General features: G+C 72.4%; 21 protein-coding genes and 1 pseudogene. 9 read left to right on the plus strand and 13 right to left on the minus strand.

Translation table 11 applies throughout. From position 1 onward, the window contains the following. Positions 1 to 4 precede the first annotated feature (4 nt). Positions 5 to 1,237 carry a PspC domain-containing protein gene (locus ACN27G_RS25140; protein ID WP_421495227.1) on the minus strand — a complete coding sequence of 411 codons (1,233 nt, stop codon included), beginning with the start codon at positions 1,235 to 1,237 and terminating at the stop codon, positions 5 to 7. A gap of 198 nt (positions 1,238 to 1,435) precedes the next feature. Here ACN27G_RS25140 and ACN27G_RS25145 point away from each other — a divergent pair, with 198 nt between their 5' ends. The 3 genes and pseudogenes from ACN27G_RS25145 to ACN27G_RS25155 all read left to right on the plus strand — a co-directional run bounded on the left by ACN27G_RS25145 (position 1,436) and on the right by ACN27G_RS25155 (position 5,140). Continuing rightward, a complete protein-coding gene (locus ACN27G_RS25145; protein WP_421495228.1) occupies positions 1,436 to 3,130 on the plus strand; it encodes a PspC domain-containing protein in 1,695 nt (564 codons plus the stop codon). Then, positions 3,127 to 3,384 (plus strand): annotated as a pseudogene (locus ACN27G_RS25150) (hypothetical protein); the annotation flags it as partial. The gene ACN27G_RS25145 and the pseudogene ACN27G_RS25150, both read left to right, overlap by 4 nt. Before the next feature lie 502 nt (positions 3,385 to 3,886). Then, complete coding sequence (locus ACN27G_RS25155) at positions 3,887 to 5,140, plus strand: phosphatidylserine decarboxylase (RefSeq protein ID WP_421495229.1); 1,254 nt, start codon at positions 3,887 to 3,889, stop codon at positions 5,138 to 5,140. 124 nt (positions 5,141 to 5,264) lie between these two features. Here ACN27G_RS25155 and ACN27G_RS25160 read toward each other — a convergent pair whose 3' ends face one another. The 3 genes from ACN27G_RS25160 to ACN27G_RS25170 form a co-directional block, all read right to left on the minus strand. Continuing rightward, positions 5,265 to 6,197: a CDP-alcohol phosphatidyltransferase family protein gene (locus tag ACN27G_RS25160; protein ID WP_421497453.1), complete on the minus strand. Its 933-nt coding sequence runs from the start codon at positions 6,195 to 6,197 to the stop codon at positions 5,265 to 5,267. Between the two features lie 391 nt (positions 6,198 to 6,588). Further along, positions 6,589 to 7,506 (minus strand): NUDIX hydrolase, encoded by a 918-nt coding sequence (locus ACN27G_RS25165; RefSeq protein ID WP_421495230.1) that lies wholly within the window; start codon positions 7,504 to 7,506, stop codon positions 6,589 to 6,591. An 82-nt stretch (positions 7,507 to 7,588) separates the two neighbouring features. Continuing rightward, complete coding sequence (locus ACN27G_RS25170) at positions 7,589 to 8,536, minus strand: NUDIX domain-containing protein (protein ID WP_421495231.1); 948 nt, start codon at positions 8,534 to 8,536, stop codon at positions 7,589 to 7,591. Between the two features lie 165 nt (positions 8,537 to 8,701). Between ACN27G_RS25170 and ACN27G_RS25175 the strand changes: the two genes are divergently transcribed. Continuing rightward, on the plus strand, positions 8,702 to 9,160 hold the full coding sequence (locus ACN27G_RS25175) for a PspC domain-containing protein (protein WP_421495232.1): 459 nt from the start codon (positions 8,702 to 8,704) through the stop codon (positions 9,158 to 9,160). 7 nt (positions 9,161 to 9,167) lie between these two features. On the opposite strand, the gene guaA is transcribed toward ACN27G_RS25175, so the two are convergent. Continuing rightward, positions 9,168 to 10,727: a glutamine-hydrolyzing GMP synthase gene (gene guaA, locus ACN27G_RS25180; RefSeq protein WP_421495233.1), complete on the minus strand. Its 1,560-nt coding sequence runs from the start codon at positions 10,725 to 10,727 to the stop codon at positions 9,168 to 9,170. 125 nt (positions 10,728 to 10,852) lie between these two features. Continuing rightward, complete coding sequence (locus ACN27G_RS25185; RefSeq protein ID WP_421495234.1) at positions 10,853 to 12,604, minus strand: FAD-dependent oxidoreductase; 1,752 nt, start codon at positions 12,602 to 12,604, stop codon at positions 10,853 to 10,855. Positions 12,605 to 12,792: 188 nt separating this feature from the next. Here ACN27G_RS25185 and ACN27G_RS25190 point away from each other — a divergent pair, with 188 nt between their 5' ends. Then, positions 12,793 to 13,956, plus strand: coding sequence for an LCP family protein (locus ACN27G_RS25190; RefSeq protein ID WP_421495235.1), 1,164 nt, complete (start codon positions 12,793 to 12,795; stop codon positions 13,954 to 13,956). A 41-nt stretch (positions 13,957 to 13,997) separates the two neighbouring features. Here ACN27G_RS25190 and ACN27G_RS25195 read toward each other — a convergent pair whose 3' ends face one another. Next, on the minus strand, positions 13,998 to 14,222 hold the full coding sequence (locus ACN27G_RS25195) for a helix-turn-helix transcriptional regulator (RefSeq protein ID WP_421495236.1): 225 nt from the start codon (positions 14,220 to 14,222) through the stop codon (positions 13,998 to 14,000). 150 nt (positions 14,223 to 14,372) lie between these two features. Between ACN27G_RS25195 and ACN27G_RS25200 the strand changes: the two genes are divergently transcribed. After that, complete coding sequence (locus ACN27G_RS25200) at positions 14,373 to 14,657, plus strand: hypothetical protein (RefSeq protein ID WP_421495237.1); 285 nt, start codon at positions 14,373 to 14,375, stop codon at positions 14,655 to 14,657. A 252-nt stretch (positions 14,658 to 14,909) separates the two neighbouring features. Continuing rightward, positions 14,910 to 15,902, plus strand: a complete 993-nt coding sequence (locus tag ACN27G_RS25205) for a hypothetical protein (RefSeq protein ID WP_421495238.1) — start codon at positions 14,910 to 14,912, stop codon at positions 15,900 to 15,902. A 63-nt stretch (positions 15,903 to 15,965) separates the two neighbouring features. On the opposite strand, the gene ACN27G_RS25210 is transcribed toward ACN27G_RS25205, so the two are convergent. From ACN27G_RS25210 to guaB, 3 genes are all read right to left on the minus strand, one after another. After that, a complete protein-coding gene (locus tag ACN27G_RS25210; RefSeq protein ID WP_421497454.1) occupies positions 15,966 to 17,339 on the minus strand; it encodes a M1 family metallopeptidase in 1,374 nt (457 codons plus the stop codon). Between the two features lie 122 nt (positions 17,340 to 17,461). After that, a complete protein-coding gene (locus tag ACN27G_RS25215) occupies positions 17,462 to 18,580 on the minus strand; it encodes a GuaB3 family IMP dehydrogenase-related protein (protein WP_421495239.1) in 1,119 nt (372 codons plus the stop codon). Positions 18,581 to 18,628: 48 nt separating this feature from the next. Beyond that, positions 18,629 to 20,191 (minus strand): IMP dehydrogenase, encoded by a 1,563-nt coding sequence (gene guaB / locus ACN27G_RS25220; protein WP_421495240.1) that lies wholly within the window; start codon positions 20,189 to 20,191, stop codon positions 18,629 to 18,631. 243 nt (positions 20,192 to 20,434) lie between these two features. Between guaB and ACN27G_RS25225 the strand changes: the two genes are divergently transcribed. Further along, positions 20,435 to 20,854 (plus strand): DUF5319 domain-containing protein, encoded by a 420-nt coding sequence (locus tag ACN27G_RS25225; RefSeq protein WP_421495241.1) that lies wholly within the window; start codon positions 20,435 to 20,437, stop codon positions 20,852 to 20,854. 54 nt (positions 20,855 to 20,908) lie between these two features. Here ACN27G_RS25225 and ACN27G_RS25230 read toward each other — a convergent pair whose 3' ends face one another. Next, positions 20,909 to 21,997 (minus strand): response regulator transcription factor, encoded by a 1,089-nt coding sequence (locus tag ACN27G_RS25230; protein ID WP_421495242.1) that lies wholly within the window; start codon positions 21,995 to 21,997, stop codon positions 20,909 to 20,911. 263 nt (positions 21,998 to 22,260) lie between these two features. Between ACN27G_RS25230 and ACN27G_RS25235 the strand changes: the two genes are divergently transcribed. Beyond that, positions 22,261 to 22,641, plus strand: a complete 381-nt coding sequence (locus tag ACN27G_RS25235; RefSeq protein WP_421495243.1) for a WhiB family transcriptional regulator — start codon at positions 22,261 to 22,263, stop codon at positions 22,639 to 22,641. A 78-nt stretch (positions 22,642 to 22,719) separates the two neighbouring features. Here ACN27G_RS25235 and ACN27G_RS25240 read toward each other — a convergent pair whose 3' ends face one another. Then, positions 22,720 to 24,207 (minus strand): FG-GAP repeat domain-containing protein, encoded by a 1,488-nt coding sequence (locus ACN27G_RS25240; RefSeq protein ID WP_421495244.1) that lies wholly within the window; start codon positions 24,205 to 24,207, stop codon positions 22,720 to 22,722. 85 nt (positions 24,208 to 24,292) lie between these two features. Further along, the gene (locus ACN27G_RS25245) at positions 24,293 to 25,201 is read right to left on the minus strand and encodes an FG-GAP repeat domain-containing protein (RefSeq protein ID WP_421497455.1); all 909 of its coding nucleotides are present in this window, start codon (positions 25,199 to 25,201) and stop codon (positions 24,293 to 24,295) included. Positions 25,202 to 25,220: the final 19 nt, after the last annotated feature.

A 25,220-nucleotide genomic window follows, 5' to 3' on the forward strand; every position in this document is an offset into this window, starting at 1 on the left:
ATCTCTACCTGTCCTTTCCTGCTGCTGTGCTCTCCCGCGGAGTCGGCAGGAAGAGTCGCACCTCGGTACCGTCCCCCGGCGCACTGCGGATCTCGGCCCGCCCGCCGTGCCGCTTCATCCGCCCGACGATCGAGCCCCGTACGCCGTGCCGGTGTTCCTCAACGGTAGTCGGATCGAACCCCGCACCCCGGTCCCGGACGAAGACACTGACCTGCTCCGGCTCGACCTCGGCGTAGAGCGACACCGTCTGCACCTTCGCGTGCCGGGCGGCGTTGACCAGTGCCTCCCGGGCCGCGGCCACCAGCGCGCCGACCCGCTCGTCGGTTTCCCGGTCCCCGACCACCACCGCCTCCACCGTGATCGCGAAGGTGTCCTCCACCTCGGCGGCGGCCTGCTCCAGCGCGGCCGCGAACCGCTCGGTGGGAGAACCGGTCGGTCTGTACAGCCAGTTCCGCAGCGACCGCTCCTGCCCCCGGGCGAGCCGCTGGACGGTCTTGACGTCGGCCGCGTTGCGCTGGATCAGGGCGAGGGTGTGCAGCACCTGGTCGTGGATCATCGCGGCCAACTCGGCCCGCTCCTGCTCGCGGATCCGCCCCTCCCGCTCCGCCCGCAACTGGTTGTACGTGCGCCAGAGCACCGGTGCGGCCACCACGGCGACCCCGGCGAGCGCGACCAGCGCGAAGATCACCCCGTTGATCACGGCGTCGAAGTTGCCCTGCGGGCGGTACACCGCCACCACGCCGATCAGACCGACGGCGACCAGCACTCCGCCGCCGATGAACCGCAGGATGAAGGCCCGGCGGTCGCTCTCCGCCACCACCGCGCCGAGCCACGGCACCGGCAGCGACCGCTCCCACTGCCAGCGGCGCTCGGGCGCGGACTGGTGCCAGATCACCCCGGCGCCGACCGCGATGATCGACACCAACCAGCCGGCCGTCCCGGCCACCCCGCCCGACTTGAACGCCAGCACCTCGATCAGGATCACGCCGAGACCGATGGCGACGAACGGCATTAGTTGGAAGACGTTGCGCCGGGGTGGGGCACCGCCGGGCAACGGCGGCACCACCGCCCAGAACGCCGCGTAGAGCAGCAGGCCGAGCCCGCTGAAGCCGAGCAGCAGAAGGAACACCATCCGCACCCAGACCGCACGGACGCCCAGGTGCAGGGCGATCCCGGCGGCCACCCCGGCGACCATGCGGTGGTCGCGGGCGCGGTGCAGCCGGGGTGGCTCGGTCATGGCGCGGATCGTCGTACTCCTCGTGCGGATAGGTCCCGGTGGTGGCTGGTCCCGGTGGTGGCGGGTGCGCTCCGATCGTCACACGCGCCCCGCTCGGCGGCCATGGGGACTCCCCGGACTTTGCCGGCGAGATATCTCAGGGTGGGCTCAGGGTCACCGCCGGAGGCCGCCGCAGCATGACCGACGGAGGATCGGAGCATGACCGACGACGCTGCCGCCCGTGGAACGCCTGGTCCGGTGGGCGGCCCTGCCCGAGCGGACAGCCCCGACCTCGCCCAGGAGCGGCCCGGCGTGCCGGATCCGGGCGTTGCCGGCCCACCACCGGCCGAGCCGCAGGACTCCCCGCCCTCCGCAACAGCCTGGCCACCGCCGCCCGGCGACATCCCGCCGCCCGGGGCCGGCGAGCCACCACCCCCCGGGGCCGGCGGGCCACCACCGCCCGGCGGGCCACCGCCCGGCGGGCCCATGCCGCCCGGAGCCGGCGGGCCACCGCCACCCGGCGGCGGACCGGAGTTCGGATTCGCCTACCGGTACAACCTCGTCCGGCCGCGCGAGGGTCGCTACCTGGCCGGCGTCTGCGCCGCGATCGGCCGGGCCACGAACAGCGACCCGATCCTCTGGCGGGTCCTCCTCGCCGTACTGGGCTTCTTCGGCGGCATCGGCATCCTCGTGTACCTCGCCGCCTGGCTGATCATTCCGTCCGAGGGCGACAGCGCCTCACCGGTGGAGTCGATGCTCGGCCGTGGCCGGTCGAGCATGTCCCCGGTCACGGTGCTGGTGCTCGGAATCATCGTCGCGGTGCTGTTCGGCTTCATTGTCACCGACACCTTCCGGGCCGTGCTGCTCGGTGCGGCCGTCCTCATCACCGGTGCACTGCTGCTCAATCGGGACCGGGACCGGGGGCGGGCCGGGGCCTACTGGCAACCGGGCACCGCGCCACCACCGCCGCCGGGCTATCCACCGCCGGGGACCGGCTACCCGGTGCCGCCGGGGACCGGGCCCGGACACCCGGGCTGGTATCCGCCGGCAGCGCAACCGCCCGCCGCACCGGGCTATCCGCCCGGGGCCGCCACGGCCACCGCCCCGCCACCGCCGGCACCTGGCTGGGCCGCACCTGGCTGGCCGGCCGTGCCGCCGGCGGTCGCGCCGCACGGCCCGCAGCCGGCCGTACCACCCGTGCCCGGGGGCTACCGGGCACCGTTCGCGCCGCACGGCCCCTACGCCACCGCGCGGCCGGTCCCACCACCACCGCCGCCGCCGAAGGTGAAGGAGCCGAAGCGGCCACGCGAACGCTCGGCGCTGGGCGGCGCCACCTTCTCGATGATCTTCGTGGCGATCGGCCTGGTCGCGATCCTCGACCTGACCAACGCGATCCGGATCGCGCCGTCCACCTACTTCGCCGCCGTGCTGGTGACCATCGCCATCGGGCTGCTGGTCGGCGTCTGGTTCGGCCGGGCCCGCTGGCTGATCGCCCTCGGGCTGGTCGCGGCCTCTGCCCTCGGCATCTCCACCGTGGCCGAGTCGCAGACCAGGTTCCAGCACGAGGAGGACGTCCTCTGGGCGCCGGCCAGCTACGCCGTGCTGGCCGACCGCTACGAGACCCGGCTGGGCAGGGCCACACTGGACCTGACCCGGATCGACTTCACCGATCAGGACGCCCGGGTGAGCGTGGACGTCGACCTCGGTGAGGTGAAGGTGATCCTGCCGCCCACCGTCGACGTGACCGTACGGCTCGACGTGGACGCGGGGGACGCCCTGGTTCTGGACCACCGGTACGGCCACTTCAACGGCAGCCCGCGCGAGGTGACCGACCTCGGCGAGGACGGAGCCGGCGGTGGCAAACTGCTGCTCGACCTGTCGGTCGATGCCGGCACCGCGGAGGTGACTCGATGAAGGCGCACCGCACGGACGGGGTGTCGCTGACTTTCGCCCTGATCTTCCTCGCCATCGCCGCCTGGTGGCTGTTCGCGCAGCTCATGCACCTCACGCTGCCGGCCATCGGCTGGTTGGTGGCGGCGGGCCTGATCGGGGTCGGCGCGCTGGGGCTGGTCGGCGCTCTCCGGGCTAACCGGTCGGGGCGGCAGCCGGCGGTTACCGAGCCGGCCGGACCGGCGGTTACGGAACCGGCCCGGCCGAGCGATACCGAGCCGGCCCGACCCACCGACCCATACCGGGGCGGATCGATCGACCCGGACCAGAGCCGACCGATCGACCCGGACCCGTTCGCTCCGGTCGACCTCGCTCCGGTCGACCCGGACCCGACCGCATCGACCGCCACCGACCCGACCTGGCTGTTCGACCGCGACACCACCGGGCAGACCGACGCCGACCGACCCACCGCCGAGCTGTACCCCCGAGGGACCACCGAACCGTTCCCCCGGCCCACCGGCACGCCCTCCGGCGGGCAGGACGGCGACGACGGGCCGCCGTCTGAAGGGCCGGCCGGAAACCCCGGAGATGCCACCGGGACAGGCAGGGGCACCGGGCGACCCACGTGATCGGTGCGGCGGGATCGGGCGGTGCCTAAACTGGCCGGCGGAGGTTTCCCTCCGCCGGCCGATCACGTGCCGCAGCCGCGAACCGCCCACCGCGTAGCCCGCGCCGGCATCGGCAGCCGTCCGTCCTGACCTCGCGAGGAGCCCGCCCGAGATGACCCAGTCCCCCGCCGGACGCGCCACCGGCCCAGGCCGTCCGGTCCGCGTCGGCGAGCGCGCCGCCCGCGTCCTCACCACCGAGACCTCCCGGCACCAGGGCCCGAAGACGACCCTGCTGGTCGGGGCCACCACCGACTCGCCGGTGCTGGCCGCAGCGCTCGACGCGCAGCTGCACGACGACGTGCTCACCGTCGTACCGGCGGACGCGCTCGCCGCGGACCAGCTCCGGGAGCACCTCGGGACGCTCGGGCAGTGGACCGCCGACCGGGTACGGGTGGTCGACTCGCTGATCGAGGCGGACGCGGCGGACGTGGTGATCGCCGCCGAGCCGTTGACCGGCACCGCCGAGGAGACCCGGGCCACGCTGGACGGCCTGACCAAACACCTGACCGGCGGCGGCGTGCTCAGCGTGCTGGTGCCGGCGCTGCCCGGCCGGGCCCCGGGTGCCGCCGCCGAACTCGACCGGCAGAGCGCCCTGTTCGGCGTCGCCACCGACCTCGTCCTGGTCAACCAGCCTCCGGTCCGGGTGCACCGGCTCCGGTTCACCCCGGCCGACATGTCGGTCGCGGCCCGGTTGGCACCCGGCTACCGTACGTCGAGCGTGCCGCTGACCCGGCGGATGCACATCGACTCCAACGGGGTCGCCGCGGCCGGCATCGCGCTGGGGCTCGCCACGGTCACCCGGATCACCCGACCGAAGTCCCGGCTCTGGCTGCTGCCCGCACTCGCCGCCGGTCCGGTGGCCGCCTTCTTCCGGGACCCGGAGCGGGACGTGCCGGACGACGAGTCCGCCGTCGTCGCCGCCGCCGACGGTCAGGTCCTCTCCGTGCAGCGGCTCCGGGACGAACGCTTCGGCGACGGCGAGTTCCTCCGGATCGCGGTCTTCCTCTCCGTGCTGGACGTGCACGTCAACCGCTCGCCGGTGGCGGGCAAGGTGGTCGACTACTTCGTCTCCGACGGCGGTTTCGCCGCCGCGATGAAGCCGGACGCCGAGCACAACGTCGCCGCGTACACGGTGCTGGACACCGATCACGGCACCGTGGTGGTGGCCCAGCGGACCGGCCTGATCGCCCGGCGGATCGTGCAGCGGGCCCCGGTCGGTGCGCTGCTGGCCCGGGGCGAACGGTTCGGCCTGATCCGGTTCGGCTCGCGGACCGACGTCTACCTGCCCGCCGACGCGGCCGAGCCGGTGGTCGGCCCGGGCGAACGGGTGATCGGCGGATCCTCGATCATCGCCCGCTGGCGCTGACCGTCCCGGCCACCGACGGTCGCGACGTGCCCATGTGTCACGTGCCGCAGAGTTCGTGGAAGGGACTCTGCGGCACGGGTCGTCGTCTTCCGGTCCGGCGTACGGCGCGGCCGACGCGGCCGGGTCAGGCGGTACGGCGCTGGCGGAGCCAGACCAACGGCCCGCTGACCAGGTAACCGACCACCAGGAGCGCGAAGGTGAGCCTGATGTCGATCAGGGCACCGATCACCGGGACAATCCACACCCACGGCGGAAACTTGATCAACCGGGCCAGTTTGGCGTACGGGAAGCTGGAGACCATGGCGAGAGCGAGCAGTCCCATGCCGGCCACCTGGATCCTGCCGGAGACCGGCAGGCCGATCAGCACCGCCAGGGCGAGGACCGCCGCGGCCATCGTGGTCGGCACTCCGCAGAAGAACCGGCCGTCCTTTGGTGACACGTTGAACCGGGCGAGCCGGACCGCCGCGCACGCCGCCACGAGCGCGCAGGCCACGCCGGCGGCCGAGGTCGAGACCGAGCCCACCAGCGAGGCGTAGACCACCACCGGGGCGGCCAGGCCGAACGAGCACATGTCGGCCAGCGAGTCCATCTGAGCGCCGAACGGGCTGGCCACGCCCATCTTGCGGGCCAGTGCCCCGTCGAGTCCGTCGAACGCGACGCAGGCGATGAGACAGTACGCCGCGACCCGCACGTCACCCTGCATAGCCTGGAAGATGGCGAGCAGCCCGAGGGTCAGGCTGGCCAGGGTGCAGGCGTTCACCACCGCGAACTTGATCCGGCGTGCCGCGGTCCGCTCGCCGGGCAGGAGCGGGATCGCCATGGCGGAGGCGGGGGCGTCGACCGGCTCGGCCGGGCCGACCGCCGGGCTCACCGGCACGACCGACCCGATCTCGGCGGCGGAGAGCCGGCCGACCCCGTACGGGTCGTGCCGGGCGGGTTCGTCGCGGTAGAGGCGGTCGGACAGCACGTGGGCGCCGGTGCCGCCGCCCACGGTGTGGTCCCGGCGTCCTACCCGGACGAGCAACACCTGCCGGGCGAACGCACCGCTACGGCGCAGCCGTCCCGCCCAGCGGCGCCCTGCCGGGCGCGGGCTCTCCGACGTACGACGCCGACGCCATGGGGCTCTCGGCACTCTTCCTCCATCACCGGATCAACGTCTCCGCCACCGTGGCGGCAACCGCCCAAGCGCCATCGGGCGCCGGGACTCCTTGGCCGGCAACCAATTGCGGCCTACACCATCGCACAGACGGGCCGGGATCCGCGATAGCTACCTGAAGGCTATTTCGCGCAAACCGCCCGAGGCGCCCAGACCTCCCATCCAGGGACGCTGGTCCCCTCCGGGATGCGGTATCGACCCTCCGCAACTGTAGCCGAATCAGTCACAACCATCGTTTTGGGAGAAACGTTCGCGACCCGCCGGGGCGCGTCTCTCCGCTGGGTCGAGTTCGCTAGATCGCGGCGAGTGCCGCGTCCACCACCTCGGTACGCGCCAGCCGCCCCACCTCGTCCGGCCGGAACCAGCCGGCGATCTCGGTCGATCCGCCCGCCGCCTCGGTCACCGTCGCCTCGGTGGGCGCGTCGACCTCGACCCGGTAGATCACCCGGACCCCGTGCCAGTCCAGCGGCCGGCCCTCCGGACCGAACTCGGCGGTGTTGTGCCGGTGCGACACGTGCAGCAGGCCGGTCACCCGACCGAGCTGGCCGGTCTCCTCGACCAGCTCCCGCAGCAGCGCGCTGACCGGCTGCTCGCCGTGGTCGGTGCCGCCGCCCGGCAGGTGCCACCGGCCGGCACCGGGAAATCCCGCCGCGATCCGGGTGAGCAGGATCCGGCCGGCCGGATCGGTGGCCAGCCCGTACGCCGCGAAGCGCTGGTGCCGGTCGACCGGCGCGGCAGGTCCGGCGTCCCGAGCCTCCGCCGGGGCGAGCCGGGCCTCCTCAGGCAGCGGCTGCACCGGCAGGCCCAGCAGGTCGGCGGTGAACGGCATCAGGGCCAGCCCGGCCAGGTCGTCCGGGGCGACCCAGGCGACCTGGTCACCGCCACCGTCCGGCCCGGCGCGCGGCCTGCCGCCGGTCGGGACGACGTCGTAGACGATCCGGTCGGTGTGCTCGGCCACCCTCCCGTCGGCGGCGACCAGCCGGACCACGTCGGCGAGCACCGCACGCAGCCCGGTCACCTCGACGCTGAGCCCGGTCACCTCGGCGAACTCGCGCCGCACCGCCGTGGCCGGATGCTCCCCGTGCGCGACACCGCCGCCCGGCAGGTGCCAGACCCCCGGGAAGCCGGCGGGGGCGGGGCCCTGGACGAGAAGTACCCGCCGCCCGTCCCGGCACAGCCCGTACGCCCCGATCCGCCGTCGCCGTCGCACCACCGCTCCCTTCCCGCACCCGTATCGATCATGCCGCCCGCGACGGCGGCCGGCCCGGGTGGGGGTGGGTTCCGGTGCCGGCTCAGCCCAGACGGGCGGCCTGGACGGCCTCGGCGGTCACCTCGGTCAGCCGGTCCACCGGCAGCGCCTCCAGCTCCTCCCGGCCGAACCAGCGGGCCTCGGACGTGGAGCCGCCGACGTCGCCGACGGTCGGCGGTGCCGGCGAGTCGACCACCACCCGGTAGAAGGCGCGTACGCCGTGCCAGTCGATCGGATAGCCCTCGGGGCCGAGCGAGGCCGCGTCCCGGTGGCTCGCCACGCCGATCAGCTCGACCAGCCGGCCGCGCTGCCCGGTCTCCTCGACGAGTTCCCGGATCAGCGCCGCCCCGGGCTGCTCGCCGTAGTCGGTGCCACCGCCGGGCAGGTGCCAGCAGCCCGCCCCGGGATAGCCGTCGGCGACCCGGGTCAGCAGCACCCGGCCGTCCGGGTCGGTGGCGACCGCGTACGCCGCGAAGCGCTGGGCCCGGTGCAGTCCGTCCGGACCGGGCACGGCGTGGAAGGAGGGGAACTCCGGCGCCTCCTCCGGCCGCAGGTCGATCGGCCCGTACGGCAGGCCGAGGGCGCGCGCGGTGAAGGGCCGCAGCAGCAGCCTGCCGGCCTCCTCCACGGTGTGCCAGCGGGCGAGGTCGGTCGGTTGGCCGACGCGGTCGCAGAGCGTGCCGCCCCGCACGGAGACCTGGTAGAGCAGGCGATCGGTGTGGATCGTGACGCCCCGGTGCGGCAGCGATCTCATGTCGGCCAGGACGTCACGCAGACCCAGCACGGAGACCGAGAGGCCGGTCTCCGCTGCCGTTTCGCGCACCACGGTGTGGTTCGGGTCCTCGCCGTGGTCGACGGCGCCGCCGGGCAGCGACCAGACACCGGGCGTCCCGGAGCGGGAGGAGGCTCTGACCAGGAGCACACGATCCGTTGAATCGGTGCAAATCGCGTATGCGGCGATCCTGCGGATGGGTTCCAGCGCGGGGGTCACAGGACCAAATTCTCCCTTGATCATCTGACCCGGCCATAAATAGAGTCGGATTCCTGACAGTTGACCACGTCACCGCATCCGACGGACCCTGGTCAGGGAACGGTCAGGGTAGCTATCCGGGCGGTCACCGAGGGCAGCCGGGCGCGCCGGGCGGACTGTGGAGACATGACGCAGATGCCACCCACCCAGCCTCCGTACAAGCAGCTCCGCCGCCCGACCACGGACCGGATGATCGGCGGTGTGGCGAGCGGCCTCGGCCGCTACTTCAACGTCGACCCCACCCTGGTACGGGTGATCTTCGCTGCGGTCGCGGTCTTCACCGGCGGGCTCGGCCTGCTGGCGTACCCGGTGCTCTGGTTCCTGATGCCGGAGGAGCCGGCCGACGCGCCGGCCTGGCCGCACCCGGCCCCGGGCCGTGGCCCGGTCTGGCCACCGAGCTGGCCCGCCGGCACGAACACCCCACCGGCCCCACCTGCCCCACCGGCCCCACCTGCCGCACCTGCCGCACCGGCCGCACCGGCCGCACCGGAGCCGCCTACCGCGTCGGAGCCGCAGAGCGCACCCGAGCCGCCGCCTACCGCATCCGAGCCGCAGAGCCCGCCGGCCGCGCGCCCGCCGGCGTGACGGCGGGTCACTCCCACTCGATGGTGCCCGGCGGCTTGCTCGTCACGTCGAGCACCACCCGGTTGACCTCCGCGACCTCGTTGGTGATCCGGGTGGAGATCCGGCCGATCACGTCGTACGGCAGGCGGGACCAGTCCGCCGTCATGGCGTCGGAGCTGGAGACCGGCCGGAGCACCACCGGGTGCCCGTAACTGCGTCCGTCACCCTGCACCCCGACGCTGCGCACGTCGGCGAGCAGCACCACCGGGAACTGCCAGACGTCCCGGTCGAGACCGGCGGCGGTGAGTTCCTCCCGGGCGATCAGATCGGCCGCCCGGAGCAGGTCGAGCCGCTGCCGGTCCACCGCGCCGATGATCCGGATGGCGAGCCCCGGGCCGGGGAACGGGTGTCGCCAGACCATCGCCTCGGGCAGGCCCAGCGCCAGGCCGAGCTGGCGTACCTCGTCCTTGAAGAGCGTACGCAGCGGCTCCACCAGCGAGAACGTCAGATCCTCCGGCAGGCCGCCGACGTTGTGGTGCGACTTGATGTTGGCGGTGCCGCTGCCGCCGCCGGACTCCACGACGTCGGGATAGAGGGTGCCCTGCACCAGGAACTCGACGTCGCCGCTCGCCGCCACCTCCCGGGCCGCCGCCTCGAAGACCCGGATGAACTCCCGGCCGATGATCTTGCGCTTCTGCTCCGGGTCGGTCACCCCGGCCAGCGCGCCGAGAAACCGGTCGGCCGCCTCGACGACCTTGAGCTTGATCCCGGTGGCGGCGACGTAGTCCTTCTCCACCTGCTCGGCCTCGCCGGCCCGCAGCAGACCATGGTCGACGAAGACGCAGGTGAGCTGGTCGCCGACGGCCCGGTGCACCAGGGCTGCGGCCACCGCCGAGTCGACACCGCCGGAGAGGCCGCAGATGACCTCCCGGTCACCGACCCGGGAGCGGATCTCGGCGATCTGCTCGGAGATGATGTTCTCCGGGGTCCAGGTCGGCTCGATCCCCGCCACGTCGTAGAGAAAGCGCTCCAGCATCCGCTGGCCGTGCTCGGTGTGCCCCACCTCGGGGTGGAACTGGGTGCCGACCCGGCGCCCGGCCAGATCCTCGAAGGCTGCCACGGGCGCCCCGGCGGACTCGGCGGTCACGGTGAACCCGGCCGGCGCCTCCGTCACACAGTCACCGTGGCTCATCCAGACGGAGAGCTCGGCCGGAAGGTCGCGGAGCAGGGCGGTCGCGGTCGCGCCGGAGCGGGTGCGCAGGACGGTGCCGCCGTACTCCCGGCCGCCGGTGTGCGCCACGGTGCCGCCGAGCGCCCGGGCCATCGCCTGGAAGCCGTAGCAGATGCCGAGAACCGGCACGCCGGTGTCGAAGAGCTTCGGGTCGACCTGCGGCGCGCCCGGGGCGTAGACGCTGGCCGGGCCGCCGGAGAGGATGATCGCCGCCGGATCCCTGGTCAGCATCTCGGAGACCGGCATCGTGTGCGGCACGATCTCCGAGTAGATGCGGGCCTCCCGCACGCGGCGGGCGATGAGCTGGGCGTACTGGGCTCCGAAGTCCACCACCAGGACCGGGCGCGGCGTGTTCATGTGTACGGAGCCTACCGAGCCCCGGCCGGCACCGGTAAACCGCAGCGCCGCCGGATGCCGCTCCGCCGATCAGGTGTTAGGCGGGGGCCCTTCCTATACAGAAAGCGATAAGGAGGGGCCCTTCCTTACACCCAGCGGAGTGCTGCCGGGGCGTGCGGCGGGACCGCCGGGTGGTGGGGTGGCACCGGATCGATCCGGGTGTACGCCGCGCCGAGCGGGGGGCGGGGGTCCGGATCGGCGCGGTTCGGCCAGCACGAGATCGCCCGTTCCGCCTGGGCGGCGATGGTCAGCGACGGGTTCACCCCGAGGTTGGCCGAGACCGCCGCACCGTCCAGCACGTGCAGTCCCGGATGCCCGAAGACCCGCTGGTACGCGTCCACCACCCCGTCGTCCGGGCCCGTGCCGATCACGGCGCCGCCGAGCAGGTGCGCGGTGACCGGCACGTCGAACGGCTCGGTGACCGAGCCGCCGGGGATGCCGCCGATCTCCTCGGCGAGCAGCCGGACCGCCCGGTTGCCGGCCGGGATCCAGGTCGGGTTGGCGGCACCGTGCCCGGCGGCGGTGCCGAGGCGCCGCCGGCCGAGCCGGCCCCGGTGGTAGCGCAGCGTCAGCGAGTTGTCCCGGGACTGCATGACCAGCGCGATCACCGTGCGCCGGGACCACTCCCGCACCGAGAGCAGCGGCAGGTAGGTGCCGGGCCGCCGGGCCAGGGTGCCGAGCCAGCGCCGGATCCGGTGCGGCCCGCCGTCGACGAGCGCCGACTGGAGCAGCCCCATCAGGTTGGCGCCGGAGCCGTACCGGACCGGCTCGACCGAGGTCTCCGGGTCGGGGTGGAAGGAGCTGGTGATCGCCACCCCGCCGGTGAAGTCGACGCCGTCGCGGCGGGCGGTGCGCAGCGGCACCGTCGCGCCGAGGATCGCCTCCGAGTTGGTCCGGGTCAGCGCGCCGAGCCGGGGCGAGAGCTGCGGCAGCGCCCCGGTGGCGCGCATCCGGTGCAGCAGCCGCTGGGTCTGCACCGCCCCGGCCGCGACGACCACCTGGCCGGCCCGGATCCGTCGGCGGTGCCGGCGCGGCCAGGCTCCGGTGCGTACCGTCTCGACCTCGTAGCCGGTGCCGGACGGCGCCGGCCGGATCGCAGTCGCGGTGGTCAGCGGGCGGATCTCGGCACCGAGCCGCTCGGCGAGCCAGAGGTAGTTCTTGACCAGGCTGTTCTTGGCGCCGTGCCGGCAGCCGGTCATGCAGGCGCCGCAGTGCAGGCAGCCGGTGCGCGCCGGCCCGGCACCGCCGAAGTAGGGGTCGTCGACCCGCACCCCCGGGCGACCCAGGTAGACCCCGACGGGGGTGGCGGCGAAGGTCTTCCCGACCCCCATCCGCTCGGCCACCGCCCGCATCGCCCGGTCCGCGGCGGTCCGTTCCGGGTACGTCGTCACGCCGAGCATCCGCTTCGCCTGGTCGTAGTGCGGGGCGAGTTCGGCACGCCAGTCGGTGATGTCCCGCCACTGTGCGTCGGCGTAGAAGGCGGGCAGCGGCTCGTAGAGGGTGTTGGCGTAGACCAGCGAGCCGCCACCGACACCCGCGCCGGAGAGCACCAGCACCTTCGCCGGTCGGCCGTGGTCGTGCGGGCGGGCGGCGCGGAGCAGGGTCATCCGCTGGATGCCGAAGCAGCGCAGCGCCGGTGCCCAGAGGAAGCGGCGGATCCGCCAGGAGGTCTGCGGCAGTTCGTGGTCGGCGAAGCGCCGCCCCGCCTCCAGTACGACGACCGAGTAGCCCTTCTCCACCAGGCGCAGGGCCGCGACGCTGCCACCGAAGCCCGAGCCGATCACGACGACGTCGACGTCGACGTCGTCGGTGCCGGCGGCGGGGGCGGCGGGATCCATGGCGGCCATCATTACCGATGGGTAGCTACCGCGCCAGGGTGCGGTTGGGCCATGATTCCTGCTGCCGCGCTTCCGGGATGCAACGTCGGCGGGCCGACGGGGCGTCTGAAAGGTACGGCCGGTCCTGGCAGACCGTACGGCCGAGGGGATGTGGACGCGTGGCAGATCACGGCGGAGGCGCTACCGGCGTGCCCGGAAACGGCGGGGGCGACGGGCCGGCGCCGGCCGGTGGTGGCCGGCCGAGGCGGCGGCGGAGTGCCTGGATCGCCGCGATCGTCGTGCTGGCCGTGCTGCTGGCCGGTACGGCGTACGCGGCCAGCCGGTTCTGGGGCGGTCGCGGCGCGGAGACGCCGCCGGGAGCCGGGGCGAGCACCCCGCCGCCGACCTCTGCCGCCCCGACGCCCACCCCGAGCCCGACCCCGGAGCCCGGGGCCGACATCACCGGCCCGCTCAACCTGCTGCTGGTCGGCGTCGACACCCGGGTCAGCGATCCGGAGTGGGAGCCGCACGCCGACGCCGTGCTGATCCTGCACGTCACCAGGGCGCTCGACCGGGCCTATCTCTTCGCCCTCCCCCGCGACCTGGTGGTGGACATCCCCCGGTTTCCGAAGGCCAACTTCGGCGGCGACCGCACCAAGCTGACCCACGCGATGAGCTACGGCAGCCGGGTGCCGGGGAAGAACACCCCGCCGGACACCGCGCAGGGCTTCGAGCTGCTCTCCACCACCGTCAGCGCGTACACCGGGATCGAGAAGTTCGACGCGGGTGCGATCCTCACCTTCGGCGGCTTCGACAAGCTGGTCGACGCGCTCGGCGGGGTGGAGCTCTACGTCGACCAGCGGGTCGTCTCGCAGCACCGGGAACCGGACGGTACGCACCGCGAGCTGCGCGGCGGCGGCTACGTCGGGCCGCAGATGGTCTACGAGAAGGGCCGCCGGAAGCTGACCGGCTGGCAGGCGCTGGACTACGCCCGGCAGCGCTACACCACCGGTGGCGCGTACACCCGGCAGCGGCACCAGCAGCAGCTCATCAAGGCGATGCTGCGGAAGATCCTCGACCGGGAGCTGGCCCGGGACGCCGACCGGACGGCGCAGGTGGTCCGCTCGCTCGGCGACGCGCTGACCTTCGTCAGCGGCGACGGCCACGAGATCGTCGACTTCGGGTACGCGCTGCACCGGCTCCGTCCCGAGACGCTGACCCTGGTGGCGCTCCCCGGCAGCGGGGTGGGCCAGGGCAGCTCCTACCGGGGCGAACAGCTCACCACGGTGGGAAAGACGTTCTTCACCGAGTTGCGCGCCGGCCGGGTCGACGCGTACCTGACGGCGAACCCGAAGCTCGTGATCAAGAACTGATCCCTCCGGGCGGGGAGTACGGCACCTCGCGCGCCGACCGATCAGGCTGACTCGTCATCGTCGCCGCTGGTCGCGGGGCGTGGCCGACGGTGCTTCGTGATCCAGGCTTCGACATCCTTCCGCAGCCAGACCGAACCGCCGATCAGGGTCTGGAACGGCTCCGGAAAATTCCGTTGGTTGACGATCTGCCGCATCCGGGACCGGCCCACGCCCAGCATCGCCTGTATCTCGGCAGGTCCAACGAGCGGACCGGGCACCTCCGGCATGGGCGAGACCGTACTCACCAGCCTGCTCTACCCAGTTTGGTCCGGTACATTGCTCTGGCAAATTGCTCTACATACTTGCGCAGGGGATAGCGATCGAGAGAGGATCTGACCAGGCCCCCTGTCTGGTAACACGACCGCCGAGGAGGAAGCGTGTTCGATGCGGCTCCGCAGCCACCAGAGCCACCGCGACTCACCGCCGAACAGCAGATCGAACGGCTCACGAAGCAGACCCAGTCGCAGGAACGGGTCCTGCTCGACCTGCACCGCCGGCTCTGCGACGCGCGGGCCCGGCTGGCGCTCATCTCCAGGATCGCCCGCGACCAGGACCGGTGCCGGCGGACACCAGAAAGCTCCTGGGCCGCGGTCCGGGCGGCGCTCCACGCTCGCCCCGACAACCTTCGACTGGTCCCCCGGAACCTGCCGGCGCGGTGGTGAGGACCCGAGCAACGTGCGGTTGGCCCGTGGCCACGCGCCTCTGTCGCCCTACGCGCGGAGACAAAGACGATTTCTCATGATCTTGGTAACCCGTGGTTCGCCGCGAGCCATGAGTTACCGAAGATCTTGAGGGTTGTTCCAGACTGTGGGTGCTGCGAGGTGGTCCGATGCTTCGCGGGCACTTCCACAGGTCTCGTCGTCGCCGTGACCGTCGCCTTGACCGCCCCGGGGTCGGGCAATAGCCTGCAGTCGATGATCTCCAGGGCAACCGGCCAGGTCGTCGACGACGGGGAGGACGGCATGCGATTCGGTAGGAGACTGACCTTATTGGTCGCGATGGTGACCGGGTTTCTGGTCCTGTCTGGAAATCCGGCCCAGGCCGCCTACTACAACACGTACACCGACATAGCCAGCACGCCCAACACGAGCTGCTGCACCGGGGCACAGGGCTTCGCCGCCGGATCCAGCTACCTCTACTCGATCAAGAACCACACCAATTTCGACGACGTCTCCGTCATCTACCGCGTCCACCGGACCAGCGGTGCGCGGGTGCTGATGACGAACGGCACGAACAACACGTCGACCAACCCCTGGCTGGGGCATGGGAACGACATGACGATCGTCGACATCGACGGACAGCACCACCTCTTCGTCGTCACCATGAACGCGAGCGGCGCACAGCTCGTGAAGCTCCGCTACGAGGGCACCACCTACTATCACGCCGGGTCGTTCCAGTTGCGGCTCAACGGGGCCGTGGCGACGCCGTCCGGGATCAGCCGGGTCTCGGTCTCCAGCACCGCGATCGCGTTCATGTTCAAGAGTGGCCGGACGATCTACAACGGCAGTCTTCCGCTGCGCGCCTCCGCCGGGACCGTCGAACTGACGAACGCGTTCACCCTCCAGGTCGACGGTGCCCTCGTCAACGGTGCCCCGGTGCCGGACCTGGCCACCTTCACCAACCAGGGGTTCTTCTACGACGCGCCGAGGAAGGTGCTCTACTACCCGCTGACCAAGGCCAACCGCAGCATCGTGCTGGTCTACCGGAACGTGTTGCCGACGACGACCGGGACAGCGCCCGCGGCCACCGACCTCTCCTTCCGGATCACGTCCTCGAAATACTCGACCCTGTTCGAGATCGAAGGCGTGGGAATCAGCGACGGCAAGCTGTACTTCAACACGAACCGGGCGAACGCGGACGGCGCCTTCGACGGGGTCCACGTGTTCAACGGCTACGTCGCGGCGTAGCACGACGACGATGGGAGTCGGCTGTGGCTCGGCGTCCGGGTCACCGCCGGCCCGGCCGGTCGATCAGGGCACCGGCGGTGCCGTGGTGTCGGAGAGCCAGGCGCCGAAGAACGCCCGCAGCTCTTTCCCGGACACCCGTTCGGCGTGTGCGACAAAATCGTCGGTGGTCGCGTTGCCGTTGCGCCGCTCCGCCGTCCAGCCGCTCAGGATCCGGAAGAACGTCTCGTCGCCGACCGTACGCCGCAGGGCGTGCACGGCCAGCGCACCCCGCTTGTAGACGGCCCGGCTGAAGATCTCCGAGCGCCCCGGGTCGAGCGCCGGCTCCGCCCAGTCCGTGGCGGCGTACTCGCGCTCGAAGATGGCCTGCGCCGACGGGCCGCCGTCCTGCTCGGACCAGAGCCACTCGGCATAGGTGGCGAAGCCCTCGTTGAGCCAGAGGTCGCTCCAGCGCCGGATCGAGACGCTGTCCCCGAACCACTGGTGCGCCAGCTCGTGCGCCACCACCCCGAGGTTCGGCCCGGTGGCGAAGAACGCCGGGCCGTACACCGGGCGGGACTGGGTCTCCAGGGCGTACCCGATCCGGTTGTCGGCGACGGCGATCCCGCCGTACGCGTCGAAGGGGTAGGGCCCGAAGCGGGTGGCCAGGAAGTCGGCGATCTCGCCGGTGCGCGCCAGCGACTCCTCCGCCGGCCCGCCCGCCGGCAGCCCGGCCGCGATCGCGGTGACCAGCGGCCTGCCGGCGTGCGTGCCGGTGCTGACCCGGTAGCGGCCGATCACCAGGGTGACCAGATAGCTCGCCATCGGCGCCCGTTCCGCCCAGCGCCAGGTGGTCCAGCCGGCGTCGGTGCTGCTGCCGCCCGGCACCCCGTTGCTCAGCGCCGCCAGCCCCGCCGGCACGGTCGCCTCGATCCGGTACGTCGCCTTGTCCAGCGGATGGTCGTTTACCGGAAACCAGGTGCTCGCCGACTCCGGCTGGCCGAGCGCGATCGCACCGTCCGAGGTGTGCAACAGGCCACCGCTGCCCAGGTCGGGGCTGGTGATCGGGGCCGGCTTGCCGGCGTAGCGCACCCGCACGCTGAACGCCCTGCCCCGGCCCAGGCCGGTGCCCGGGGTGACCACCAGCTCGTCCTCGGCGCGGGCGTACGCGGCGTCGGTGCCGTCGACCCGGACCGACGAGACGGTCAGTCCGGCCAGGTCGAGGTTGAACCGGGAGAGGTCCTGGGTCGCGGTCGCCTCGATGGTGGCGTCGCCGGTCAGCTCGTCGGTCGCCGGGTCGTAGCGGACCCGCAGGTGGTAGCCGGCCACGTCGTAGCCACCGTTGCCGTAGGTCGGGAAGTAGGGGTCGCCGATGCCGGTCGCGCCGGGGCGGAAGCCCTCGGCCGGCCGGCCGTCCCGGCGGGTGCCGGTGCAGCCGCCGCCCGACGACACCACCAGCACCGCCACCAGTACGCCGGCCAGCACCGGCCGCGCCGCCCTGGTCACCGCCGTGACCCGATCATCGTCCCGCCCTGCTCATCGACCCTGCTCATCGACAACCGTTCTCCGGATCGCGGTGCCCGCTACCGGTCGAGGACGAGCCCGACCTTCTGGAACTCCTTCAGGTCCCGGTAGCCGCACTTGGCCATCGCCCGGCGCAGCCCGCCGAAGAGGTTGAGCTGACCCTCCGGGTCGTCCGAGGGGCCGAAGAGCAGCTTCTCCATCGAGCCGAGCGGCTCGTCGGCGACGCCGTAGGCGCCGCGCGGCAGCTTCGGGTGGCTGGCCGCCGGGTGCCACCAGGCGCCGCCGGCCGGTGCCTCGGCGCAGAGCGAGAGCGGCTCGCCGAGCATCACCGCGTCGGCGCCGCAGCCGAGCGCCTTGGCGATGTCGCCGGAGGTCTGCACGTCACCGTCGGCGATCAGGTGCACGTACCGGCCGCCGGTCTCGTCGAGGTAGTCCCGGCGGGCCGCCGCCGCGTCGGCGATCGCGGTCGCCATCGGCACCCGGATGCCGAGCACCGACTCGGTGGTCGACCACTCGTCGCCGCCGAGCCCGACGATCACCCCGGCCGCGCCGGTGCGCATCAGGTGCAGCGCCGTCTTGTAGTCGGTGCAGCCACCGGCGACGACCGGCAGGTCGAGGTCGGCGATGAACTCCTTGAGGTTGAGCGGCTCGTCGGTGGTGGAGACGTGCTCGGCCGAGACGATGGTGCCCTGGATCACCAGGATGTCCACCCCGGCGTCCAGGATCACCGGGGCCAGCGCCAGGGTGTGCTGCGGGGAGACCCGTACGGCGACGGTGCCGCCGCCCTCGCGCATCTGCCGGACCCGCTCGGCGATCAGCTCGGGGCGGATCGGCTCGGCGTAGACCTCCTGGAGCCGACGGGTGGCTGCGGAGCCCTCCTCCAGCTGGGAGAGCTCCTCGAGGATCTTGCTGGGGTCCTCGTAGCGGGTCCAGAGGCCCTCCACGTTGAGCACCCCGAGCCCACCGAGCCGGCCGAGGGCGACCGCCGACTCCGGGCTCATGGTCGCGTCGGACGGGTGCCCGACGCAGGGGATGCCGAACTGGTACGCGTCGAGCTGCCAGGCCGTCGAGACGTCGTCCACGTCCCGGGTACGCCGGCTCGGCACTATCGCGATGTCGTCCAGGTGGTAGCCGCGCTGTGCGGTCTTGCCCAACCCGATTTCGACCACGTCACGCATGGGTCACTCCAGAGTAGAAGGGGGTGGTTGGCGCCGGGGTGGTGACCGTCAACGGGTGTGGTAGTTGGGCGCCTCTACCGTCATCTGGATGTCGTGCGGGTGGCTCTCCTTGAGCCCGGCCGCGGTGATCCGGATGAGCTGGCCGCGCCGGTGCAGCTCGGGGATGGTCTCCGCGCCGACGTACCCCATGGCCAGCCGCAGCCCGCCGATGAGCTGGTGCGCGACCCGGGCCAGCGGGCCCCGGTAGGGCACCTGCCCCTCGACGCCCTCCGGCACCAGCTTCTCCTCGCTGGTCACGTCGTCCTGGAAGTAGCGGTCCTTGGAGTAGGACCTGGCCTGCCCCCGGGACTGCATAGCGCCGAGCGAACCCATCCCCCGGTACGCCTTGAACTGCTTGCCGTTGATGAACATCAGCTCGCCCGGGCTCTCCTCGGAGCCGGCGAGCAGGCTGCCGAGCATCACCGTGTCGCCGCCGGCCACCAGTGCCTTGGCGATGTCGCCCGAGTATTGGATGCCGCCGTCGGCGATCACCGGCACGCCGGCCGGGCGGGCGGCCCGGGCCGCCTCCATGATCGCGGTGATCTGCGGCACGCCCACCCCGGCGACGATCCGGGTGGTGCAGATCGCGCCCGGCCCGACCCCGACCTTCACCGCGTCGGCACCCGCCTCGACCAGTGCCCTGGCGCCCGCGTAGGTCGCCACGTTGCCGCCGATCACGTCGACGGCGGTGTCCTTCTTGAGCCGGCCGACCATCTCCAGCACGGCCCGCTGGTGCCCGTGCGCGGTGTCCACGATCAGCACGTCCACCCCGGCCTCGACCAGGGCCCGGGCCCGCTTGTAGGCGTCCTCGCCGACTCCGACGGCGGCGGCCACCCGCAGCCGGCCGGCGCCGTCCTTGGTGGCGAGCGGGTACTGCTCGCTCTTGGCGAAGTCCTTGACGGTGATCAGGCCGCGCAGCCGCCCGTCCGGGTCGACGATCGGCAGCTTCTCGACCTTGTGCCGGCGCAGCAGGTCGAGCGCCTGCTCCTTGGTGACCCCGACCTCGGCGGTGACCAGCGGCATCGGGGTCATGATCTCGCGCACCGGGGTGGCGCCGTCGGTGACGAACCGCATGTCGCGGTTGGTCACGATACCGACCAGGGTGCCCTGGGCGTCGGTCACCGGCACCCCGGAGATCCGGTAGCGCCCGCAGAGCGCGTCGACGTCGCGCAGGGTGTCGTCCGGCCCGCAGGTGACCGGGTGGGTGACCATGCCGGCCTCGGAGCGCTTGACCAGGTCGACCTGGACCGCCTGGTCCTCGATCGAGAGGTTGCGGTGCAGGACGCCGATGCCGCCCTGCCGGGCCATCGCGATCGCCATCCGGGCCTCGGTCACCGTGTCCATCGGGCTGGAGACCAGCGGGATGGCGAGCTCGATGTTGCGGCTGAGCCGGGTGATGGTGTTCACCCGGCTGGGGATGATCTCGGACTCGCCGGGTTGCAGCAGCACGTCGTCGAAGGTCAGCCCGAGCGGCACCACCCGGGCCGAGCCCGCCGGCAGTTCGGGCAGGTGCCCGGCGAGCTGGTCGGCGTCGGTGGCCGGCGGAAGGTCGGTGGCGGGTCGGTTCTCCACGATGTGTCCCCTGCTGCGGTTGTTGACGATCGATTGCGCTGCTGGTGGTGACGGCTGCTGGTGGTGACGGTCGACTGCGGCCCCGCGGCGGCAGGGGCGGTGTCAGCGCTCGCTCCGGGCTACGGCGCGCGATGGTTCATCGTACCCATCCGGCGGGCCCGGCGTCGCAGGCGCGGGTACAGCGGCGGGTACGGGCACCCGACGGGCGACCACGCCGGGCGGTGTGGGGACTACGGTGGAGGGGTGCACGAGGAGCCGATCGACCCGTTCAACGGTGACCCCGCCGATCCCTCCGCCGGACTGGACGAGCCGGGCGAGGAGACCGACCTCGACCCGCTCAGCGAGGTCGAGCGGCAGGACGTGCTGGAAGACCTGGCCGACCTGGAGATCTACCAGGCGCTGCTGGGTCCGGTCGGGGTGCGTGGCCTCGTGATCGAGTGCGAGGACTGCCGCGAGCCGCACTACTTCGACTGGGACCTGCTCCGGGGCAACCTGCGGCACCTGCTCAGCTCCGGCCGGCCCCGGGTGCACGAGCCCGCCTACGATCCCGACCCGGACCACTACGTCACCTGGGAATACGCGCGCGGCTACGCCGACGGTGTGCACGACACGCTGACCGAGACCGCCGACGAGAACGAGGGCGAGGCGGAGACCCCGCACTAGAGCCCGCGCGACGCCGGGAGGCGCGCCGGGCCCGGCGCCGAGCCGGAGCAGTGTTCAGGCCACCAGGCCGGCCCGGAAGCCCGCCGCCACGGCGTGCGCCCGGTCCCGGGCGCCGAGCTTGCGGAACAACCGCCGGGCGTGGGTCTTCACGGTGTCCTCGGAGACGAAGAGCTCCCGGCCGATCTCCGCGTTGCTCTTGCCGTCCGCCATCCCGACCAGCACCTGCATCTCGCGCTCGGTCAGCACCGGCCGACGGGCCGGCGGCGGCTGCCCCGGTCCTCCGCCGTCCGGTTCGGCGCCGCGCGGTCCTGACGGGTCGGTCCCGCCCGGATCGTCCCGGGCGGTCGTCCCGGGCGGGTATCCCGGACCGGTTCCCTTCGCGGCGGCGCCGGCCGCCGCCGGGTCGGTCGGGGCGTTCGGGTCGTCGCCGCGCTGGGCCGGCACCACCGCCGGCCCGACCGTCTGGTCTCCGGTCGCCTCGCCGGTGCCGGCCCGCGCCTGCGGGTCGTCCGGCCGGCGCACCCCGGTCGAGCCGTCCGCCGGACGCCGGCCCTCGCCCGCACCGTTCCCGGTCTGGTCGTCACCCGCGCCGTTCCCGGTCGGGCCCTCCCGGCCCGGTCCGCTGGGCGCCCGGACGGCGCTACCGAGCCGCTGACCTGCCCCCGGCCGGCCGCCCGGGTCGCCGGGCTCTCCGGACCGGCCGGTGGCGCCCGGGACGGCCGCCTGGCCCCCGGCCAGCGCGCCGCCGGGGACCGACCCGCCGCCGCCCCGGCCGGGCCGGCCGCCGAGCAGCAGGATCGCCTTCGCCACCACTGTCACCAGGTCGTGGTCGCCGCCCTGGATCAGCCCTCTGGCACCGGCGGCGATGGTCGCCGCCGCCACCCCGGGATCCTCGGCGCCGAGCAGCAGGATCGCCGCTCCGGGCGACCGGGCCAGTACCCGCCGGGTGAAGCCCACGCTGTCCGGGCGGGTGAGCGCGGTGTCGGCGAGTACCACGTCCGCCGGTCGCTCGGCGAGCCGGAGCATGGCTTCCGGATCGGATACGGCGGTGCGGACCGCGGCGGCCAACCCCAACCGGGCTGCCGCCGCCGCGACGTTCTGGGCCGCGAGCGGGGTCCGGACGCAGACAAGAACGGTGCGCACGGTGCTACTCCTCTCCGCAACGAGGAGACCACGCCGTTGAATGATCATGATGAGTTTCCACGGATGAACCACAAACTTTTTGGACGATTCGCCTCACCGGGGGGCTCGCCCGGAAGAAGTTCGCGATCACGCGCGATCAAGTACGTGTGAGCCGTCGGCGCCCTGGGTACCGGAGCCGTGGTCGGATCGGTGCGCCTGCGCGGCCCGCCGCCCCGTATTCCGACGGAGCAGTCATCGCGGTGCCGCGCGGAGGGAGGGTGCTGATGTCGAACGTACGCAGGCTGCCTGGACCCATCGTCGACCTGTGGGAGTGGCAGCGGCTTGGCGCATGCCGGGGCCGGGACAGCGCCCAGTTCTTTCACCCCGAGGGGGAGCGCGGCTCGTCCCGCAACCGTCGGGAGGCCAACGCCAAGGCGGTCTGCGTGAGCTGCCCCGTCCGCGCCGAGTGCGCCGCGCACGCGCTCGCCGTCCGCGAGCCCTACGGGGTGTGGGGCGGCTTCAGCGAATCCGAACGGCTCCGGCTGCTCGCCGTCGGCTGGGAGGACCTCGCCGACCGCCGGCAGAGCCGGGTGGACGTCGCCCGGCTGGAGGTCCGCCTCGGCCGGCCGTTCCGGACGGCGGTACCGGCGCAGCGCTCCGCCTGACCACGCGGGCCGCACACCGCGACGTGCCGGCCGGCGCCACCCCGCACGAGGGCTGGCGCCGGCCGGCTCTCTCCAGGATCAGGTGGTGGCGGGGTTGCTGGCGGCGGGGATGTCGGTGCAGCCGCCGTACCGGTGGTCGGCGAGCACCTGCGCGCCCGTCGCCGAGTTCTTCACCCACCACGACGAACCGGCCGCGCAGTCACGCCGGAACAACGCAAGATCCGTCCGCCCGTCACCGGTGTAGTCGCCCGGCGCGGGGATATCCGCGCAACCGCCGTACCGGTGGTCGGCGAACACCTGCGCGCCCGTCGCCGAGTTCTTCACCCACCACGACGAACCGGCCGCGCAGTCACGCCGGAACAACGCAAGATCCGTCCGCCCGTCACCGGTGTAGTCGCCCGGCGCGGGAATGTCCGACGCACCACCGTAACGATGATCAGCCAACAGCTGCGTACCCGACACCGTCTTCACCCACCACGACGAGCCCGTCTGACCGTTGCGCCGATACAACGCAAGATCCGTACGCCCGTCACCGTCGTAGTCACCCGGCGCGGGAATGTCCTCGCAGCCGCCGTACCGGTGATCGGCCAACAACTGCGTGCCCGACGCGGTCTTCACCCACCACGACGAACCGTTCACACAGTCACGCCGGAACAACGCAAGATCCGTACGCCCGTCACCGTCGTAGTCACCCGGCGCGGGAATGTCCTCGCAGCCGCCGTACCGGTGATCGGCCAACAACTGCGTGCCCGACGCGGTCTTCACCCACCATGACGAACCGTTCACACAGTCACGCCGGAACAACGCCAGATCCGTCCGCCCGTCACCGTCGTAGTCACCCGGCGCGGGGATATCCGACGCACCACCATAACGATGATCAGCCAACAACTGCGTACCCGACACCGTCTTCACCCACCACGACGAACCCGTCTGACCGTTACGCCGGTACAACGCCAGATCGGCGCGACGATCGGCGTCGTAGTCCACCGCCACGCCGGCCTGCCCACCCCACGCGGCAGCGGCTATCTTCGCCCCGTCGCCGGCCTGCTCACCGTAGCGCTCGGGAAACGCGGAGACCTGCACGGCCTGGCACACCTCGCCCACCGGCCGGGTGAGCCAACTGTTGTTCGGAAACTTGCGCAGCATCGCGTTGAGGAACGCGTTTGTGGAGTACACCGGGTCGAGGATCTGACTCTCCGTGCCCCAACCCTGGCTCGGGCGCTGCTGGTACAGGCCGAGGCTGTCCCGGTCGCCGTGATTCAGGTTCTGGATGCCACTCTCCACGATGGCGGTGGTGATGGCGAGGGTGGCGGCGTGGGACGGAAGTCCCCGGTTCTTGATCGTCAGCACGATGATCCGGACGCAGGCTGCCCGGCTGGCGTTGAAACTCTGGGACATGGTGCGGGTCAAGGTCGGCTTGACCCGCGCGGCGAACTCCGCGTCCGCGCTGGTCGGCGCCGCGGAGGTGCAGTCCGGGATGACCGCCGCCCGGGCCGCGGGCGGCCCGACCACGAGGGTGGCGAGGGTTGCCAGCGCCGTGAGCAGGACGTAACGGACGACTTTCATGCAGGGCTCCTTGTCGGACGGAGGGGGGAGAGTCGGCCGAGCACAAAGAGGCCGGGCCACCCGATCGACGGGTGGCCCGGCGAAATCAGGTGGTGGCGGGGTTGCTGGCGGCGGGGATGTCCGCGCAGCCGCCGTACCGGTGGTCGGCGAAGACCTGCGCACCCGTCGCCGAGTTCTTCACCCACCACGTCGAACCATCCGCACAGTCACGCCGGAACAACGCGAAATCAGCACGCCCGTCACCGGTGTAGTCACCCGAAACCGGAATATCCGTCGCACCGCCATACTTGTGATCGGCAAACAACTGCGCGCCCGTCGCACTCTTCACCCACCACGACGAACCCGCCTGAGCATCCCGCCGATACAGGGCCAGATCCGCACGCCCGTCACCGTCATAGTCACCCGCGACCGGGATGTCCGCGCAGCCGCCGTACCGGTGGTCGGCGAAGACCTGCGCACCCGTCGCCGAGTTCTTCACCCACCACGTCGAACCATCCGCACAGTCACGCCGGAACAACGCGAAATCAGCACGCCCGTCACCGGTGTAGTCACCCGAAACCGGGATGTCCGTCGCGCCACCGTACTTGTGATCGGCAAACAACTGCGCGCCCGTCGCACTCTTCACCCACCACGACGAACCCGCCTGAGCATCCCGCCGATACAGGGCCAGATCCGCACGCCCGTCACCGTCATAGTCACCCGGCACCGGAATATCCGCACACCCACCGTATTTGTGACCGGCGAACAACTGGGTCCCCGACGCGGCCTTCACCCACCACGACGAACCATTCACACAGTCACGCCGGAACAACGCCAGGTCGGCACGCCCGTCACCGTCATAGTCACCCGGCACCGGGATGTCCGTCGCGCCACCGTACTTGTGATCGGCAAACAACTGCGCGCCCGTCGCACTCTTCACCCACCACGACGAACCCGCCTGAGCATCCCGCCGATACAGGGCCAGATCCGCACGCCCGTCACCGTCATAGTCAATTCCCGCATCGCCCTGGTTG

This window comes from Plantactinospora sp. WMMB334 (assembly GCF_049179095.1).
Taxonomy (GTDB): domain Bacteria; phylum Actinomycetota; class Actinomycetes; order Mycobacteriales; family Micromonosporaceae; genus Plantactinospora.